The sequence below is a fragment of the Diaphorobacter sp. JS3050 genome, from assembly GCF_013154915.1.
Classification (GTDB): domain Bacteria; phylum Pseudomonadota; class Gammaproteobacteria; order Burkholderiales; family Burkholderiaceae_C; genus Diaphorobacter; species Diaphorobacter nitroreducens.
Genome location: NZ_CP053553.1, coordinates 3,836,421 through 3,852,454, shown reverse-complemented (window position 1 = coordinate 3,852,454; position 16,034 = coordinate 3,836,421). Strand labels below are relative to the sequence as shown.

The following is a 16,034-nucleotide window of genomic DNA, read 5'->3' as shown; positions in this document are numbered from 1 at the left end:
ATGAGCGCGTGTAAAAAAAGCCGGCCCATCTGCGCTCGCACGCGATGGGCCGGCTGGGCTGAACCGTGGTTTTGCCGAGTCCTGCCGTGCCGATCAGTCGGCCAGCATGAACAGCAGGCCCAGGCTGGCGAGCGAGCCGGGCACCGTCCAGCGCCGTGGAGGTTTGCGCACGATGACCGGCGCGGCGGCGGGCGCCGCGTCGGTCGGGGTGTTCACCTCCTGTTCCAGCTTGGGGCGACGGGCGTCTACCACCCTGCACGCGCCATGCTCGGCCTGCAGCTGCGCCAGCAGCTCGGGCAGCGGCCCCTTGGCCAGTACCGTGCTGATGGGCGCACCCTCCGCCCGCAGCCAGGGCTGCAGCTGGGCAAACAGCTTGTCCGCCCATTTGGCGCGCCAGTTCTCGCGTGCGCTATGGCTCACCCATTTGCTGATGCGGTGCGTCATGCGCGGTGCGCAGGCCACCAGCACCCAGTGGATCGTGCCCGCAGTGGCGGGGGCCGTCAGCGGCTCCAGGACTTGCCGCGCGTAGGCTGCGTCGTCCACATACACGATGACCTTGTCCATGGCGGATCTCCTGTCGGGCCTATGGGTGCGTGTGCAGGAAGGCCTGTTTCAGCCGTGCTGTGCAGGGGCCGTCTTGCCGCGCTGCGCGACGATGGCCTTGCCGACCACCAGCACCAGCAGGGCGCCGGCCACGCTGGCGGCGTACTTCAGAGTGTCGGACTGCTCCAGCTTGAGCATCCACTGCCACTTGTCGGGGTTGGCCAGCGCGGGGTCGGAGACCAGCATGCCGCCGGCGATCCAGCCCAGCAGCATGCCGCCGGCGGTGATGATGACCGGGAAGCGCTCCATGAGCTTGATGACCAGTTGGCTGCCCCACACGATGATCGGGATGGAGATCAGCAGGCCCAGCACCACCAGCAGCAGCGAGTGGTCGCCCGCGTTCTGCGCGGCGCCGGCAATGGCGATCACGTTGTCCACGCTCATCACCAGGTCGGCGACGATGATGGTCTTGATGGCGGCCAGCAGTTTGTCGCTCTCGGCCACGCTGCCGTGGCCGTCCTCGTCGGGGGCCAGCAGCTTCACGCCGATCCACACCAGCAGGATGGCGCCCACCACTTTCAGGAAGGGCAGGTTCAGCAGCGTCATCGCGAAGGCGATCAGGACCACGCGCAGGATGATGGCGCCCGCCGTGCCCCAGATGATGCCCTTGGTGCGCTGCGCGGGCGGCAGCTTGCGGCAGGCCAGGGCGATCACCACGGCGTTGTCACCACCGAGCAGGATGTCGATGATGATGATCTGCCCCAGTGCAACCCAGAACTCGGGTGAAGTCAGAAATTCCATAAAGTCCTCGTTATCAGTAACCGAAAGGAGGCCCGCAGCCACTGTAGGTGGCGGTGGGCGGCTCCGCAAGAGAGACACTGCACGGTGACCAGGGACTCGTCCACCCGCGTGGGTTGCGACGCGCGAAGAGGTAAGGACGGCCTTGATCAGCCCCGCAGGGCCATCAAAGGTCTTGCTCAGCCGCGTGCGATGCGTGGCGCATGCCGGGCCCGGGCTGCCGGAAGCGGTGCGCTTCGTACTGACGACAGACCGAGAGCCTCCGCACCCCGGGGCCGATGGCCGTCAGGACTTGGAGGTCAGGAGCTACTCCCCTTCGAACCTGCGATTGGAACATGCCACGAGGGCGGCGCGCAAGCGGCAGGCGTTTTTTGCGCAAGGCGGTTTGAAGAAAATGTTGCCAGATGCGCGACGGAATATGCCTGTCATGCTATTTAAAACATAGCGAATGGCCCTGGCGACCCCGCCGCCATGCGCATGGAACACACCGGGACGGGCGGTATCATCGGCGCGCCCCTACCTGCCATGTCCTGCATCCACGTCGCCGATATCGAAGCCGCCATCAACCATTGGCGCGCCCGCGCCCCATCGCCCGATGGCGTGGGGCTGGCGCCGGAAATCGAGGCGCTGGCCGAGGTGTATGGCCGCATGGTGTTTGCGCGGGCCGAGGACGTGGCGCCGCAGCAGATGCCCGCCGCGGCGCTGGCGGCGTGGCTGGCCTGGTACGAGACCACACCCGACACACCGTGCATCGCCATCTGCTCCACCAGCCAGGGGGATGAATGGTGCAAGGGCTGCGGGCGCAGCTTTGCCGAGGTGCAGCACTGGCTGGCGATGAGCCCGATGGACAAGCGCGCCGTGTGGCGGCGCATCACCCGCGAGGGCACGGCGCTGCGCTTCACGCGCTATGCCGAACGTGCGGCCGAGCGCCCCGCCGATTGCGCCGGCGGCGCTCCCGGCGCTGGTTGACCGGCTTTACGGCGGGGCGCGCGCCGGCTAAGGTGGCCGCATGCTGCGTTTGACCCAGGCCCCCGATATCGCCATGGCCACGCTGTGGCGCGACCTGCTGTGCGAGGCCGGCATGCCCGCCAGCGTGCAGCGCCAGCATCTGGGCGCGGCGGCGGGCCACCTGCCGCCAGGAGAGTGCCTGCCCGAGATCTGGCTCACGTACCCCGAACATGCAGAACGCGCCCGTGCGCTGTTGCGGGAGTTCCAGCATCTGCCGCAGCGCCAGTGGCGCTGCCACGCGTGCGGCGAGGCGATCGAGGGCGGCTTCGAGCAGTGCTGGAATTGCGGCGCCTTGATGCCGCAGTAGATTGCTATTTATTCAGGAGCTGCTGGCGCTTGTTGGTCGGGCGCTAGAGGTGTTTTTTGCTCAAAACGCCACGTTACTTCCAGCGCAGCGGTTCCACATGCACGCTGCCCAGGGTGCTGCTCAGCGTGAGGCCGCCTTCCTGCACCGTTGCCTGCAGCTGCATGCTGCGCTCGGCCAGTGTCGCCAGTTGCTGGGCGGCGTCGGCGGGCAGGCGCCAGACCTGCAGCTTGTCCAGCCGCGTGAGCTTGTTCTCGATGCCCTTCCACCACACCTCGGCTGCGTGGTGAAAACAATAAACGATGACCGCATCGGATTTGCTGCAGGCCTTGGTCAGCGGCTTGTCCTCGGGCTGCCCGACCTCGATCCACAACCGCTTGCGACCCGTGAAGTCGGTCAGCGATACGTCCGGGTCCTCCGGATCGGACAGGCCCGCGCCGAACGCCAGCGTGCCATCGCCCTGGCAGGTGTCCTGCAGTTCATGGGCCTGCAGCGCCAAGGCGGCCAGCCGCACCATCATGCGCTCGTCGGTCTCGCTGGGGTGGCGCGCCAGGGTGAGTGCATGGTCGGCGTAGTAGCCGTGGTCGATGTCCGCGATTTGCAGGTTCGCCTTGAAGATGGTGGACTTGAGGGCCATGGGATGCTTTCAAAATGAGAGCTGCCCGCGCTTGGCTGGCAAGCGCGGGCAGGCAAAAAGGCTCAAACCGGCTGGATCAGACGCGGCGCGCCAGCTCGGCCGCCTTGCCGGTGTAGCTGCCCGGCGTCATGGCCAGCAGGCGGTCCTTGTCGGCTTGGGGGATCTCCAGGCCGTTGATCAGCGCATGCAGGGCCTCGGCCGTCACGGTCTTGCCGCGCGTGACTTCCTTGAGCTTCTCGTACGCGCCCTGCACGCCGTAGCGGCGCATCACGGTCTGGATGGGCTCGGCCAGCACTTCCCAGCTGGTGTTGAGGTCGTCGGCCAGGGCTTCTTCGTTCAGCTCCAGCTTGTTCAGGCCGGTCATCAGCGAGGTATAGGCCAGCGCGGCGTAGCCCAGCGCCACGCCGATGTTGCGCAGCACAGTGCTGTCGGTGAGGTCGCGCTGCCAGCGGCTGATGGGCAGCTTTTCGGACAGGTGCCTGAGCAGCGCATTGGCCAGGCCCAGGTTGCCCTCGGCGTTCTCGAAGTCGATGGGATTGACTTTGTGGGGCATGGTGGACGAGCCGATCTCGCCCGCCTTGAGCTTTTGCTTGAAGTAGCCCAGGCTCACGTAGCCCCAGATGTCGCGCGAGAGGTCCACCAGGATGGTGTTGGCGCGGGCGATGGCGTCGAACAGCTCGGCCATGTAGTCGTGCGGCTCGATCTGGATGCTGTAGGGTTGGAAGGTGAGGCCCAGGCCCAGCGGCTCGGGCGTCTCCACAACCTTGCGGCTGAAGGCTTCCCAGTCGAAGTCGGGCCAGGCCGACAGGTGGGCGTTGTAGTTGCCCACGGCGCCGTTCATCTTGCCCAGGATCTTCACCGCCGCGATGCGCTCGCAGGCCGCCTGCAGGCGCACGACCACGTTGGCCAGCTCCTTGCCCACCGTGGTGGGGCTGGCGGTCTGGCCGTGGGTGCGGCTGAGCATGGGCACGTCGGCAAACTGGTGGGCCATCTCGCGCAGCTTGAGCACGATGCGGTCCAGGCCCGGCAGGATGACCTGGTCGCGGCCCGAGCGGATCTGCAGCGCATGGCTGGTGTTGTTGATGTCCTCGCTGGTGCAGGCGAAGTGCACGAACTCGGCAGCCTTCTCCAGTTCGGGGCGGGCCTCGAACTTGGACTTGATCCAGTATTCGACCGCCTTCACGTCGTGGTTGGTGGTCTTCTCGATGTCCTTGATGGCGCTCGCGTCGGCCTCGGAGAAGTTCTTCACCAGGCCCAGCAGGTAGGCGCGCGCGCCGGTGGACAGCGGCTTGAACTCCGCAAATCCCGCGTCCGACAGCGCGATGAACCAGGCCACCTCCACCTGCACGCGGCGGTGCATGTAGCCGTGCTCGCTCATGATGGGACGCAGGGCGGAGAGTTTGGCAGCGTAGCGGCCGTCAAGGGGCGACAGGGCGGTGATGGTGGACAGGCTCATGGGCCGTCATTGTAGGTGGGCGCCTGGAATGCCGAAGGGCCGCGGCCGGCCGGCGCGCCCGCCCCTAGAATCGCGCTCACCCGACCAACCCCATCCCCCCTAGGCGCTGCACACCACCATGAAACTGATCGGATCGAATACGAGCCCCTACGTGCGCAAGGTGCGCGTGGTGCTGGCCGAGAAAAAGCTGGATTACCAGTTCGTCGAGGAGAACGTGTGGGCCGACGACACGGCCATCAGCGCGTCCAACCCGCTGGGCAAGGTGCCCTGCCTGATCATGGAGGGCGGTGAGGCGGTGTTCGATTCGCGCGTGATCGTGGAGTACCTGGACACGCTGTCCCCCGTGGGCAAGCTCATTCCCGCCCTGGGGCGCGAGCGCGCCGAGGTCAAGACCTGGGAGGCGCTGGCCGACGGCCTGCTGGACGCCGCCATCCTTGCGCGCCTGGAGGCCACCTGGGCCGGCCGTCAGGACGGCGAGCGCAGCCAGGCGTGGATCGACCGGCAGCTCGCCAAGGCGCGCGCCAGCCTGCAGTCCATGAGCAAGGGGCTGGGCGACAAGCCTTATTGCAGCGGCATCCACCTTACGCTGTCGGACATTGCCGTCGGCAGCGCGCTCGGGTGGCTGGAGTTCCGCTTTCCTGACATCGCCTGGCGCACGGACCACCCCAACCTGGCCCGCCTGATGGACAAGCTGATGCAGCGCCAGAGTTTCATCGATACCCAGCCGCGCTGAACCGCCGACCCACTGGACCTAAAGAAAAAGCGCGCCTTCCGTGAGGAAGTGCGCGCTTTTTGCTGCGGAATAAAAAAAGTTGCGAAGCGCCCCGAAACGAATGAAGAGAGGGAGGGAGGAGAAGCGCCCCAGGGTTGCAGCCAGGCCGGGCCTGGAAGGCTTCGCAACGTTAAAAACGGTTAACGGATCACGCCGCGATGGATTCGCGGCCACGGTTAGCTCCTAGAGTGGGGGTGATGGTAAAAAGTTCCAGATCTCACCCATAAAAAATTCAAAAAAATTTCACCAAGCCTCAACGCGGCGCCGCCAGTTGCTGCTCGATGGCCTGGATCAGCGCTTTGCTGTGGGGTTCCACCGAACTTCCGTAGCTTCCCACCACCTTGCCCAAACGGCTGACCAAGTACTTGTGGAAGTTCCAGCGTGGCGTCTGCCCCGCGGACGCTGCGGCGAGCTGGCGGTACAGCGGCAGGGCTTCGCTGCCCTTCACGTGGCTCTTGGCAAACATCGGGAAGCGCACGCCAAACGTGTTTTCGCAGAACTGGGCGATCTCGGTGTTACTGCCGGTTTCTTGTGCAAAGTCGTTCGACGGAAAGCCCAGCACCACCAGCCCTTGGTCGCGGTAGCGCGCGTACAGCTCTTCCAGGCCTTGGTATTGGCCGGTGAAGCCGCAGTAGCTGGCCGTGTTGACCACCAGCAGCACCTTGCCGGCGTATTGGCACAAGGCCTGCGGCGCCTCGTCCTGCAGGCGCGGCACGGTGTGCTGCAGCAGGGCGGGGCAGGCCCGGGCATCTGCGGCCGGAGGCGCCGCAACATCCGCCGCCTGGGCGGCGGGGCCCAGCAGCGTGGCGCATAGGAGCAGCGGCAAGGTCAGGCGTGGCATGGTGCAGGGATGGCGGAGATGGCAAAAGCCCGTACACGCCGCCATTGCACCATGTCTGCAGGCGGCGAAAAAGTTTTTGGCTATCGACCATGCTGAAAGCATGGGTTTCACCTTGTTGCGATCTGACCGCCCTCGATGTCGCGTAATTGCTATTAAAAATATAGCTTCCAGCGCTTGCTGTAAAAGCGCTGGAGCCCTAAAACACGCTAGACCCTAGCTGGGTGCCCGCGCCTCGCCTGCCTGCGCCTCGCGCGCATGGGGACGACGCAGTACCCGGTGGCGCAGCCATTGCTCGAAGTCGTCCACATAGGTGAACACCGCCGGCACCACCAGCAGGCTGAGCACCGTGGAGGTGATGAGGCCGCCGATCACGGCCACGGCCATGGGGGAGCGGAAGCTCATGTCCGCGCCGCCCAGCGCCAGGGCAATGGGCATCATGCCGGCGCCCATGGCCAGCGTGGTCATGATGATGGGGCGCGCGCGCTTGTGGCAGGCGTCCAGCAGCGCGTCCATGCGGCTCATGCCGTGGCGCCGCGCCACGATGGCGTATTCCACGAGCAGGATGGAGTTCTTCGTGGCGATGCCCATGAGCATGATGAGCCCGATGAGCGACGGCATGGAGAAGCTCTTGCCGGCCAGCAGCAGCGCGACGAACGCCCCGCCCAGCGACAGCGGCAGCGCCGCGAGGATGGTGACCGGCTGCAGGAAGTCCTTGAACAGCAGCACCAGCACGATATAGATGCACACCACGCCGGTGAGCATGGCCAGGCCGAAGCTGGCGAACAGCTCGCCCATCATCTCGGCGTCGCCCACGTCGATCAGGCGCACGCTGGCAGGCAGGCCCCGTACGGCGGGCAGCTGGCGTACGGCCTCGGTGACCTCGCCCAGGCCGCGCTCGCCCAACTCGATCTCGAAGTTCACGTTGCGCGAGCGGTCGTAGCGGCTGATGACCGCGGGGCCGCCGGCCAGCGACAGCTCGGCCACCTCGCCCAGGCGCACCGGGCCGTGCGCGCCGGGCAGCGTGAGGCGCTCCAGCACCGACAGGTCTTCGCGCGCAGCATCCTCCAGGCGCACGACGATGGGTACCTGCCGCTGCGCCAGGTTGAGCTTGGGCAGGTACTGGTCGTAGTCGCCCACGGTGGCCACGCGCAGCGTCTCGGCGATGGCGCTGCTGGTGACCCCCAGGTCGGCGGCGCGGGCGAAGTCGGGGCGCACGGCGATCTCCGGGCGCACCAGGCTGGCCGTGGAACTCACCCCGCCAATGCCCGCGATGGTGCGGATGTCCCGCTCCACCGCGCGGGCGGCGGCCGCAAGCGCCTGCGGGTCTTCGCTGGCCAGCGCCAGGATGTACTTGTCGTTGGAGCCGCCCAGGCCCACCTTCACGCGCACGCCGGGCAGCTCTTGCATGGCGGCGCGCAGGCGCTGCTCGATCTCCTGCTTGCGCGGGCGCTCGCCCCGCGGCGTCATGCGCAGCGTGAGCGTGGCCTTGCGCGGGTCGCCCGCGCCCGCGCCGGCGAAGGGGTCGGCCCCGGCCGAGCCGCCGCCGATCGTGGTGTAGATGCTCTCCACATGGCCCACGCCCATGGCGCGCTCGGTGGCCAGGGCCACCACGGCGCGCGTGTCGGCCAGCTTGGCGCCGGGCGGCAGCTCCAGCGTGACCTGGGTCTGGGCGTTGTCGTCCGCCGGGATGAAACCCGAGGGCAGCAGCGGGATCAGTGCCAGCGAGCCCACGAAGAACAGCAGCGCGCCCAGCAGCGTGAGGACGCGGTGCTTCAGGCACCAGTGCGAGGCACGCATGTACGCGGCCAGCCAGCGCGGCTCCTTCTCGTGGCCCACCATGGGCTTCATGATGTAGGCGGCCATCATCGGCGTGAGCAGGCGCGCCACGACCAGCGAGGCGAACACCGCCAGCGCCGCCGTCCAGCCGAACTGCTTGAAGAACCGCCCGGCAATGCCGCTCATGAACGCGGTGGGCAGGAACACGGCGATCAGCGTGAAGGTGGTGGCGATCACGGCCAGGCCGATCTCGTCGGCGGCCTCCATGGCCGCCTGGTACGGCGTCTTGCCCATGCGCAGGTGGCGCACGATGTTCTCCACCTCCACGATGGCATCGTCCACCAGGATGCCCACCACCAGCGACAGCGCCAGCAGCGTGATGATGTTGATGGAAAAGCCCAGCAGGTGCATGCCGATGAAGGCCGGTATCACCGACAGCGGCAGCGCCACGGCGGACACGATGGTGGCGCGCCAGTCGCGCAGGAACAGCCACACCACCACCACCGCGAGGATGGCGCCCTCGTACAGCAGCTTCATCGAGCTGTCGTACTCGTCCTGCGCGATGTCCACGAAGTCCACCGTGCGCGTGAGCTGCAGGTGCGGGTGCTCGGCCATCAACTGGTCCAGCGCGCGCTGCACGCCCGCGCCCACCTCCACCTCGCTGGCGCCGCGGCTGCGCGAGACCTCGAAGCCGATGACCGGTTTGTCGCCCAGCAGCGCGGCGGTGCGTGGCTCGGCCACGGTGTCGGTCACGGTGGCCACCTGGTCCAGGCGGACATGGCGGCCGCCGGACAGCGCGATCTCCAGCGCCGCGATCTCCTGCGCCGTCTGCACCGTGGCCAGCGTGCGCAGCGGCTGCTCGGCCCCGCCCAGCTCGGCGCGGCCGCCCGCGCTTTCCACCTGCACCTGGCGCAGCTGGCGCGAGACTTCGGCCGCGGTGGCGCCCAGCGCCTGCAGCTTGAGCGGGTCCAGCGCCACGCGCACCTCGCGCGCCACGCCGCCTACGCGGTTGACCGCGCCCACGCCGGGCACGGCCAGCAGCCGGCGCGTGAGGGTGTCGTCCACGAACCAGGACAGCGCCTCGTCGTCCAGCTGGTTCGAGGCGATGGCGAATGCCAGGATGGGCTGGCTGGACAGTTCCAGCTTGGTGATGATGGGGTCGCGCAGGTCCGCGGGCAAGTCCGAGCGCACGCGCGAGACGGCCGAGCGCACGTCGTCCACCGCCTCCTGCACGGGTTTTTCGAGCTGGAACTCGGCCGCGATGGTGGCTGTGCCGTCGGTCAGCGTGGAGGTGATGTGCTTGAGCCCCTGGGTGGTGGCGATGGCGTTCTCGATCTTGCGCGCCACGTCGCTCTCCAGCTGCCCCGGCGCCGCGCCGGGCAGGGAGGCCGTGACCATGACCACGGGCAGGTCCATGTCGGGAAAGTTCTGCACCTTCATGGACCGGAAGGCCAGCAGTCCGGCCAGCGTGAGCAGCACGAACAGCATGGCCGCCGGGATGGGGTTGCGGATCGACCAGGCGGAGAGGTTCATGGTCGCTCCTTATTTGCTAGCTGCTTGCGCTTGAGGGGCGGGCGCTACAGCCTCTTTTGGTGCTGAATTTGCGGCCGGCGCAGCCTGCACGCGCACCAGGTCGCCGTCGTTCAGGAAGGCGCCGCCGCGCGCCACGATGCGCGCCTGGGGCGCCAGGCCCGAGGTGATGGCCACGCGCTCGCCGCTGCGCGCACCGGTCTGCACGCGGTGCATGGCCACGCGCGAGTCCGTGCCTACCTCGAACACATGCGAGAAGCCGTCGCGCACCACCACGGCCGACAGGGGCACCAGCAGCGCGTCGCGCTCGCCCAGCAGGAACTCGCCGCGCGCGAACATGCCCGCCCTTATCTCGGGGTGCGCCGGCAGGTCCACGTACACCAGCGCATTGCGCGTCTGCGGGTCCACCGTCGGGGCCAGCATGCGCACCGTGCCTTCCACCTGCGCGCCGCTGGCGGCCGTCACCACCGCCTTGGCACCGGGACGGATGCGGGGCAGCTCGCTGGATGTGACCTCCGCGCGCCACTCCAGCCGGCCCTTGCGCACCATGCGAAACAGCTCGGTGCCCGCACCCACCACCGCGCCCACGGTGGCCGTGCGCGCGGAGATCACGCCACTGTCGGGCGCCAATACCTGGGTGTGTTTCAGGCGCAGCTGCTGGGCGTTGAGCGCCGCCTGTGCCGCCGCCACGCGGGCCTGTGCGGTCTGCGCGCCGGTGGCGTATTGCTGGATCTGCTGCTGGCTCAGTGCACCCGAGGCGCTCAGGGTGTTGGCGCGGTCGGCGTTGGCCTGCGCCTCGGCCTGGGCGGCGCGGGCCTCCAGCAGGCTGGCGCGGGCCTGGGCCACGTCGGCCTCGATGGTCTCGGGCGCGAAGGTGGCCAGCACCTGGCCGGCGCGCACCGTGTCGCCCACGTTCACGCGCACGTCGGTCAGCCGCAGGCCGCTCACCTCGGCGCCAATGCTGGCCTCCTGCCACGCGGCCACGTTGCCGTTGGCCGACAGGCGCTGGGTCACGTTGCCGCGCTGCGGCTGGGTGGTGGCCACGGTGAGGGCGGGACGCGGCCCCTCGGCCTGTGCGGAGTCCTCGGCATGGGTGGGGCCGCTGCCCAGCAGGACGGCGGTGGTCGCGGCAAGCCCCAGCAAAGCCAGGGCGATCAGGGTGCGGGTCGGTGTCAGGCGCGGCATGGCGGTCGAAAAGGAATTAGTGCGAAGAAGAAGGGGGGGTGGTGGCCGCCTGCGTGGAAGTCTGGGCCGCCGGCGCGTCGGCCTCGGGCGTCCAGCCGCCGCCGGCCGCGCGGTACAGCGCCACCCAGGCGGCCATGCGCTCTTGCTCCAGCGCGACCACGGCGGTGTCCGAGGCGAGGGCGGTGCGGCGGGCATCCTCCAGTTCCACCAGGCTCGCCAGGCCGGCGCGCCAGCGCTCCTGCGTGGCGGTGAAGGAGCGGCGGTAGTCCTCGGCGGCGCGCCGGGCGTCGGTGCTGCGGCGCGCGGTGCTGTCCAGGCGCGCCAGGGCCTGCTCCACCTCGCTCACGGCCTGGCGTACCTGTGCGCGGTAGGCCTGCGCGGCGCTGTCGTAGCGCGCACGGGCGGCATCCACCTGCGCGGCGCGGCGACCGCCGTCGAACAGCGGCAGCGTGACGGCCAGCGGGCCGATGGACCAGGTGTTGCTGGTGGCTTGCACCCCCGCGGTGCGCACCAACCCGCGGCCAATGGTGCCGCTGAGCGTGAGGCGCGGGTAGCGCTGCGCCTGGGCGTCGCCCACCTCGGCACTGGCGGCCGCCACCTCGCGCTCGGCGGCGTACACGTCGGGCCGCTGCGCCAGCGTCTGCGCGGGCAGGCCGTCGATGCTGAACAGCTGCTCGGGCGGGTGCAGCGGCGGCGCGGCAGCCAGCTGCGTGCGCAGCAGGGGCTCGTCGCGCCCGGTGAGGGCCACCAGTGTCTTGACGATCACCTCGCACTGCAGGCGCTGCTGCTCGGCGCGCACCGCGCTGTCGGCCTGGCTGGCCGTGGCCAGCGCGGCAGTGGCGGGGGCGGTGAAGCCGGCGCGTTCGCTCTCGCGCGTGAGGCGGGCCGTTTCGCCGCGCGAGCGCGCATCCGCCTGCGCCACTTGCAACTGGCGCGCGCAGTGGTGCCAATTGCTGTACTGCAGAGCCGTCTCGGCCGCCACGGAAACGCGGGCCTCGTGCCACTGCGCCTGCGCACCGGCCAGGCGCTCGCGCGCGGCGTCCGCCACGGCGGCGTTGCGGCCGAACAGGTCGATCTCCCAGCCGGCCTGCAGCCCCGCCTGCGCGGTGGTGGCCACGCCGCGCACCTGCTCGTTGAAGCCGCGGCTGGCGCTGGCCTGCGCGTCCAGGCTGGGCAGCAGCGCCGCGCGTGCGGCCGTCTGCTGCGCGCGGGCCTGTGCCAGACGGGCGCCGGCCTCGGCCACCGTGGGACTGAGGGCCTGTGCGTCCACGATCAGCGCGCCCAGCAGCGGGTCGCTGTGGCGCTGCCACCAGTCGGCCAGATCGGCCACGCTGCCTTGGTGGGGCAGCGGTGCGTGCCAGGCGGCGGGTGCGGGTGCCTGCACGGCCGCGGGCGGGCGTTGCACGGCGCAGGCGGCCAGTGCCAGGGGCAGGGTGGAAAGCGCAAGGCGCTGGAGGACGGGGCGCTTCATGGTGCGGTAGACCTGCGGGCGGTGCGCCGGCGGGGGGTGGAAGAGGTCGAAGGGGAGGGCGAGGTCGGGGCCGAAGGGGCGGCAGGCTGAGCGCGCGTACGCCGGCGCCGCTCGGTGGCCACCATGGCCATGGCGTAGTCGGCCAGGCGTTCCGCCCACTGGTCCACGGCCGCCGGGGATGCGAGCAGCTGTGGCTGCATGGCGCACACCACTTCCTGGTGGCTCCACAGCTGAAAGGCCAGTCCGGTGACGGTGAGCGTGAGGCGGTGCAGGTCGTCGTCGGCCTGCGGCAGCCCCAGGTGCCGGCACAGCAGCGCGGCCATGGCCTCGTTGGGTGCGCGCACGTCTTTTTCCAGCTCGATCTGCCACTGCGCCGTGGGCTCCAGCATTTCACGGATGTGCAGCCGCACCACCTGGCGTGCCATCTCGCCGTCGTGCAGCGGCCCCAGCGCGCCCTGGTAGAAGCAGTGCAGCGCGGCGCGCAGGGACAGGCCGGGGCGCATGAAGTCGGGCACCAGCGATTGCAGCGAGCCGAAGGGCGCGGAAAACAGCGCCGCGTACAGCGCGGCCTTGTCGCCGAAGTAGTAGCTCACCGAGGCCACGTTGACCTGGGCCTCGGCGGCGATCGCGCGGATCGAGGTCTTGGCGTAGCCCTGTTCGGAAAACAGTTTGAGCGCCGCCATCAGCAGCCGGGTGCGCGCCGGCGGCGGGCTGTCGCCGGGGGCGCCGGGGCGGGGGGCGAGAGGGGGCGGGCCTCGTCATCGCGGCGCATTAGACCGCGATGAATCAAACGTTTGTTTGATTTTTACGGGGCGCTACATCTGCGCACGAATGGAAATTCCATGTATCAAAAGTGCCCCTTGCGCTTTATGGGTAAGCGCTAATAGCTATGAAAAATATAGCTAAATGCCGTAGCCGACTCAGCCGAACACGGCGCGCCACAGCGCGCGCACGGCGCCTTGCTCGGCGGCCAACGTCTCGGGCGGCACGCGGGTGGGCTCTTCGTTGAGCCGCGCGCGGTGCTGCACGTGGCGCAGCGTGCGGTAGGCGTCGGCGGCGGCGCGGCCCACGCCCGCAGGCAACAGGCCGGCGGCCTCGGCGCGCTGCAGCAGCGCGATGTTGCCCACGTTGCCCTGCAGCTCGGGGTGCGCCGCGGAGTGCGCCAGCACCAGGTACTGCACGGCGAACTCGGCATCCACCATGCCGCCGGGGCTGTGCTTCACGTCGAACTGGTCCGCAGGCGCCGGGTGGGCGCTGCGCACGCGCTCGCGCATGGCGACGATCTCGCTGCGCAGCGCGGCGGCATCCCGCGGCGCGGTGATCACGGCCTGGCGCACGGCGTCGAAGCGTGCGTGCAGGTCTTCGTTGCCCAGCACGAAGCGCGCGCGCGTCATGGCCTGGTGTTCCCAGGTCCAGGCGGTGTTGCTGCCGCGCTGCTGCTGGTAGTCGGCATAGGCCTTGAAGCTGGTGACCAGCAGGCCCGAATTGCCGTTGGGCCGCAGCGCGGTGTCGATCTCGAACAGGTCGCCCTCGCCGGTCTTCACGGTGAGCCAGTTGATGAGCTTGCGCGCGAAGGCGGCGTAGACCTCGGGGGCACGCTCGTCGTCGTCGTCGAACACGAAGACGATGTCCAGGTCGCTGCCGTAGCCCAGTTCCTTGCCCCCCAGCTTGCCGTAGCCAATGATGGCGAACTGCGGCTGCTCACGGTGGCGGTTGCGCAGCCGGCCCCAGCACCACTCGGCCGTGATGCGCAGCACGCTGTCGGCCAGCGCGGACAGGTCGTCCGCAACCTGCTCCACGGTGATGCGCCGCTCCACGTCGCGCGCCAGCGTGCGGAAGGTCTCGGCATGGTGGGCACGGCGCAGCAGGTCGAGCAGGTTCTCGTCGTCGTCCTCACCCGTGGACTGCAGCGCGGCCAGGCGCAGCCCCAGTTCGCGTTCGAAGTCGGCGGGCACGAAGCGCTCGGACAGCAGGGCGTCGCCCGCCAGCTCGTCGATCACTCCGGGGTGCTGCAGCATGTAGCGCGCGGGCCACCTGGCGGCGCCCAGCAGGTGCAGCAGATGCTCGTGCACCGAGGGGCGCTCCAGCAGCAGCGCCAGGTAGCTCTCGCGGCGCAGCAGTGGCTCCAGCCAGCCCACCAGGCGCACCGCGGCGTCCTCGTTGACCTGGCCCTCGGCCAGCCAGCGCCCGGTGCGTTGCACGATGCGAAACAGCCGTGCGCGCGCCTCATCGCGCAGGCCCTGCACGCGCGGATGGGTGCGCCACTCGGCCACGCGCTCGCGCACCTTGGCGGGCAGTTGCTCCAGCAGCGCCTCCAGGTCGGGGGCGGGCGACGCAGCCGCTGCGGCGCGCGGGCCGCCGCATCCGCCATTGCTGCATTGCTTGTGGCCCGTGCCGCCGAGCAGGATGTCGAACTCCTGGGCCACCAGTTCGCGGTGCGTGTCCAGCGCGCGCAGGAAGTCGCAGCAGTTCAGGCCCAGGGTGCGTGCGATCCAGGCCAGATCATCGTCGCGCGTGGGCAGCACATGGGTCTGCTGGTCGTCCAGGTACTGGATGCGGTGCTCCACGCGGCGCAGGAAGGTATAGGCGGCCGCCAGCTGCTCGGCCGTCTCCTGCGGCATGAGGCCGGCGCGGGCCAGGCGTTCCAGGGCCTCCAGCGTGGGACGGCAGCGCAGTTCGGGGAACTGGCCGCCGCGCACCACCTGCAGCAGTTGCACGGTGAACTCGATCTCGCGGATGCCGCCGCGCGAGAGCTTCACGTCATTGGCGCGCTCGGGGTGGCCGGCGCTGCGCTTGGCGGCATGGTCGCGGATCTGGCGGTGCAGCGAACGCAGTGCATCGAACACGCTGTAGTCCAGGTAGCGGCGGAAGACGAAGGGCAGCACCACGCCGCGCAGCGCCTGCACGTTCGGCATGCCCAGGCAGTCCAGCGGCGCCACCACGCGGCTCTTGAGCCAGGCAAAGCGTTCCCATTCGCGGCCATGCACCAGCAGGTATTCCTCCAGCGACGCCAGCGACACGGCTGGTGGCCCCGAGTTGCCGTGCGGGCGCAGGGCCAGGTCCACGCGGAACACGAATCCGTGCTCGGTGGTGTCGCCCAGCAGGCTGTAGATGGCCTTGACCGCGCGGGCGAAGTATTCGTGGTTGGAGAGCTTGCCGCGCCCGTCGGGCTGGCCGGCGGTTTCGCCCTCGTGTTCGTAGACGTAGATCAGGTCGATGTCGCTGGAGACGTTCAGCTCGCGCGCGCCGAGCTTGCCCATGCCCACGATCCACAGCTGCACGGGCTGGCCCTGGGGCCCCAGCGGCGCGCCGTGGCGCGCGTCCAGCTCGGCGCGGGCGTGCCGGCAGGCGCGGTCCAGTGCCAACTCTGCCAGCCGGGTCACGGCCAGGGTGATGTCGGACAGCGGTGCGGCCTGGTCGCAGTCCAGCGTGATCAGCCGCTCCATCACCAGTTGGCGCAGGATGCGCAGCGCCGCGCCCAGGTCGTGGCCGCGCGCCAGCAGGGCGTCGCAGGCCTGGGCCATGGTCTCGCGGGTGGGCACGCCCGGGGGCAGCAGCGCCAGCTCGGCCTGGTAGCGGCGGTGCAGGCGCTGGTGAAAGCGCGAGTATTCCGACGGCGGGCTGCCGGCGGTCACGGGATCAGTCGAAGGCATCTGCATGGCAAGGGCTGCTCGGTGTGCTCGCGGCCCGCGCCGGGGCGCGGCCGTACATAA

13 protein-coding genes are annotated in these 16,034 nt (G+C 69.4%); 3 read left to right on the top strand and 10 right to left on the bottom strand.

Annotated features, from left to right (window positions below):
* Positions 1–93: 93 nt before the first annotated feature.
* Together HND92_RS18295 and HND92_RS18290 are read right to left on the bottom strand one after the other, a co-directional pair.
* On the bottom strand, positions 94–564 hold the full coding sequence (locus HND92_RS18295; protein ID WP_172208937.1) for a hypothetical protein: 471 nt from the start codon (positions 562–564) through the stop codon (positions 94–96).
* Between the two features lie 48 nt (positions 565–612).
* Positions 613–1,344: a TerC family protein gene (locus tag HND92_RS18290; RefSeq protein WP_172208935.1), complete on the bottom strand. Its 732-nt coding sequence runs from the start codon at positions 1,342–1,344 to the stop codon at positions 613–615.
* A gap of 522 nt (positions 1,345–1,866) precedes the next feature.
* Here HND92_RS18290 and HND92_RS18285 point away from each other — a divergent pair.
* Together HND92_RS18285 and HND92_RS18280 are read left to right on the top strand one after the other, a co-directional pair.
* Positions 1,867–2,310, top strand: coding sequence for a DUF3717 domain-containing protein (locus HND92_RS18285; RefSeq protein WP_015914594.1), 444 nt, complete (start codon positions 1,867–1,869; stop codon positions 2,308–2,310).
* A gap of 40 nt (positions 2,311–2,350) precedes the next feature.
* On the top strand, positions 2,351–2,656 hold the full coding sequence (locus HND92_RS18280; RefSeq protein ID WP_011807111.1) for a putative signal transducing protein: 306 nt from the start codon (positions 2,351–2,353) through the stop codon (positions 2,654–2,656).
* A 73-nt stretch (positions 2,657–2,729) separates the two neighbouring features.
* Here HND92_RS18280 and HND92_RS18275 read toward each other — a convergent pair whose 3' ends face one another.
* On the bottom strand, positions 2,730–3,290 hold the full coding sequence (locus HND92_RS18275) for a YaeQ family protein (protein ID WP_011807110.1): 561 nt from the start codon (positions 3,288–3,290) through the stop codon (positions 2,730–2,732).
* Between the two features lie 76 nt (positions 3,291–3,366).
* Entirely contained in the window at positions 3,367–4,746 is a 1,380-nt protein-coding gene (purB, locus tag HND92_RS18270) for an adenylosuccinate lyase (protein WP_011807109.1), read from the bottom strand.
* Positions 4,747–4,864: 118 nt separating this feature from the next.
* On the opposite strand from purB, the gene HND92_RS18265 reads away from it, so the two are divergent.
* The gene (locus tag HND92_RS18265; RefSeq protein ID WP_011807108.1) at positions 4,865–5,479 is read left to right on the top strand and encodes a glutathione S-transferase family protein; all 615 of its coding nucleotides are present in this window, start codon (positions 4,865–4,867) and stop codon (positions 5,477–5,479) included.
* A 292-nt stretch (positions 5,480–5,771) separates the two neighbouring features.
* Here HND92_RS18265 and HND92_RS18260 read toward each other — a convergent pair whose 3' ends face one another.
* The 6 genes from HND92_RS18260 to glnE all read right to left on the bottom strand — a co-directional run bounded on the left by HND92_RS18260 (position 5,772) and on the right by glnE (position 15,980).
* Entirely contained in the window at positions 5,772–6,359 is a 588-nt protein-coding gene (locus HND92_RS18260) for a glutathione peroxidase (RefSeq protein WP_253940070.1), read from the bottom strand.
* Between the two features lie 213 nt (positions 6,360–6,572).
* A complete protein-coding gene (locus tag HND92_RS18255; protein ID WP_015914591.1) occupies positions 6,573–9,668 on the bottom strand; it encodes an efflux RND transporter permease subunit in 3,096 nt (1,031 codons plus the stop codon).
* A gap of 9 nt (positions 9,669–9,677) precedes the next feature.
* Positions 9,678–10,850: an efflux RND transporter periplasmic adaptor subunit gene (locus HND92_RS18250; protein ID WP_172208933.1), complete on the bottom strand. Its 1,173-nt coding sequence runs from the start codon at positions 10,848–10,850 to the stop codon at positions 9,678–9,680.
* Between the two features lie 16 nt (positions 10,851–10,866).
* Positions 10,867–12,321, bottom strand: a complete 1,455-nt coding sequence (locus HND92_RS18245; protein WP_088888086.1) for an efflux transporter outer membrane subunit — start codon at positions 12,319–12,321, stop codon at positions 10,867–10,869.
* Entirely contained in the window at positions 12,318–13,004 is a 687-nt protein-coding gene (locus HND92_RS18240; RefSeq protein ID WP_172208931.1) for a CerR family C-terminal domain-containing protein, read from the bottom strand. The genes HND92_RS18245 and HND92_RS18240 overlap by 4 nt, the downstream gene beginning before the upstream one ends.
* 237 nt (positions 13,005–13,241) lie before the next feature.
* On the bottom strand, positions 13,242–15,980 hold the full coding sequence (gene glnE / locus HND92_RS18235) for a bifunctional [glutamate--ammonia ligase]-adenylyl-L-tyrosine phosphorylase/[glutamate--ammonia-ligase] adenylyltransferase (protein WP_172208929.1): 2,739 nt from the start codon (positions 15,978–15,980) through the stop codon (positions 13,242–13,244).
* Positions 15,981–16,034: the final 54 nt, after the last annotated feature.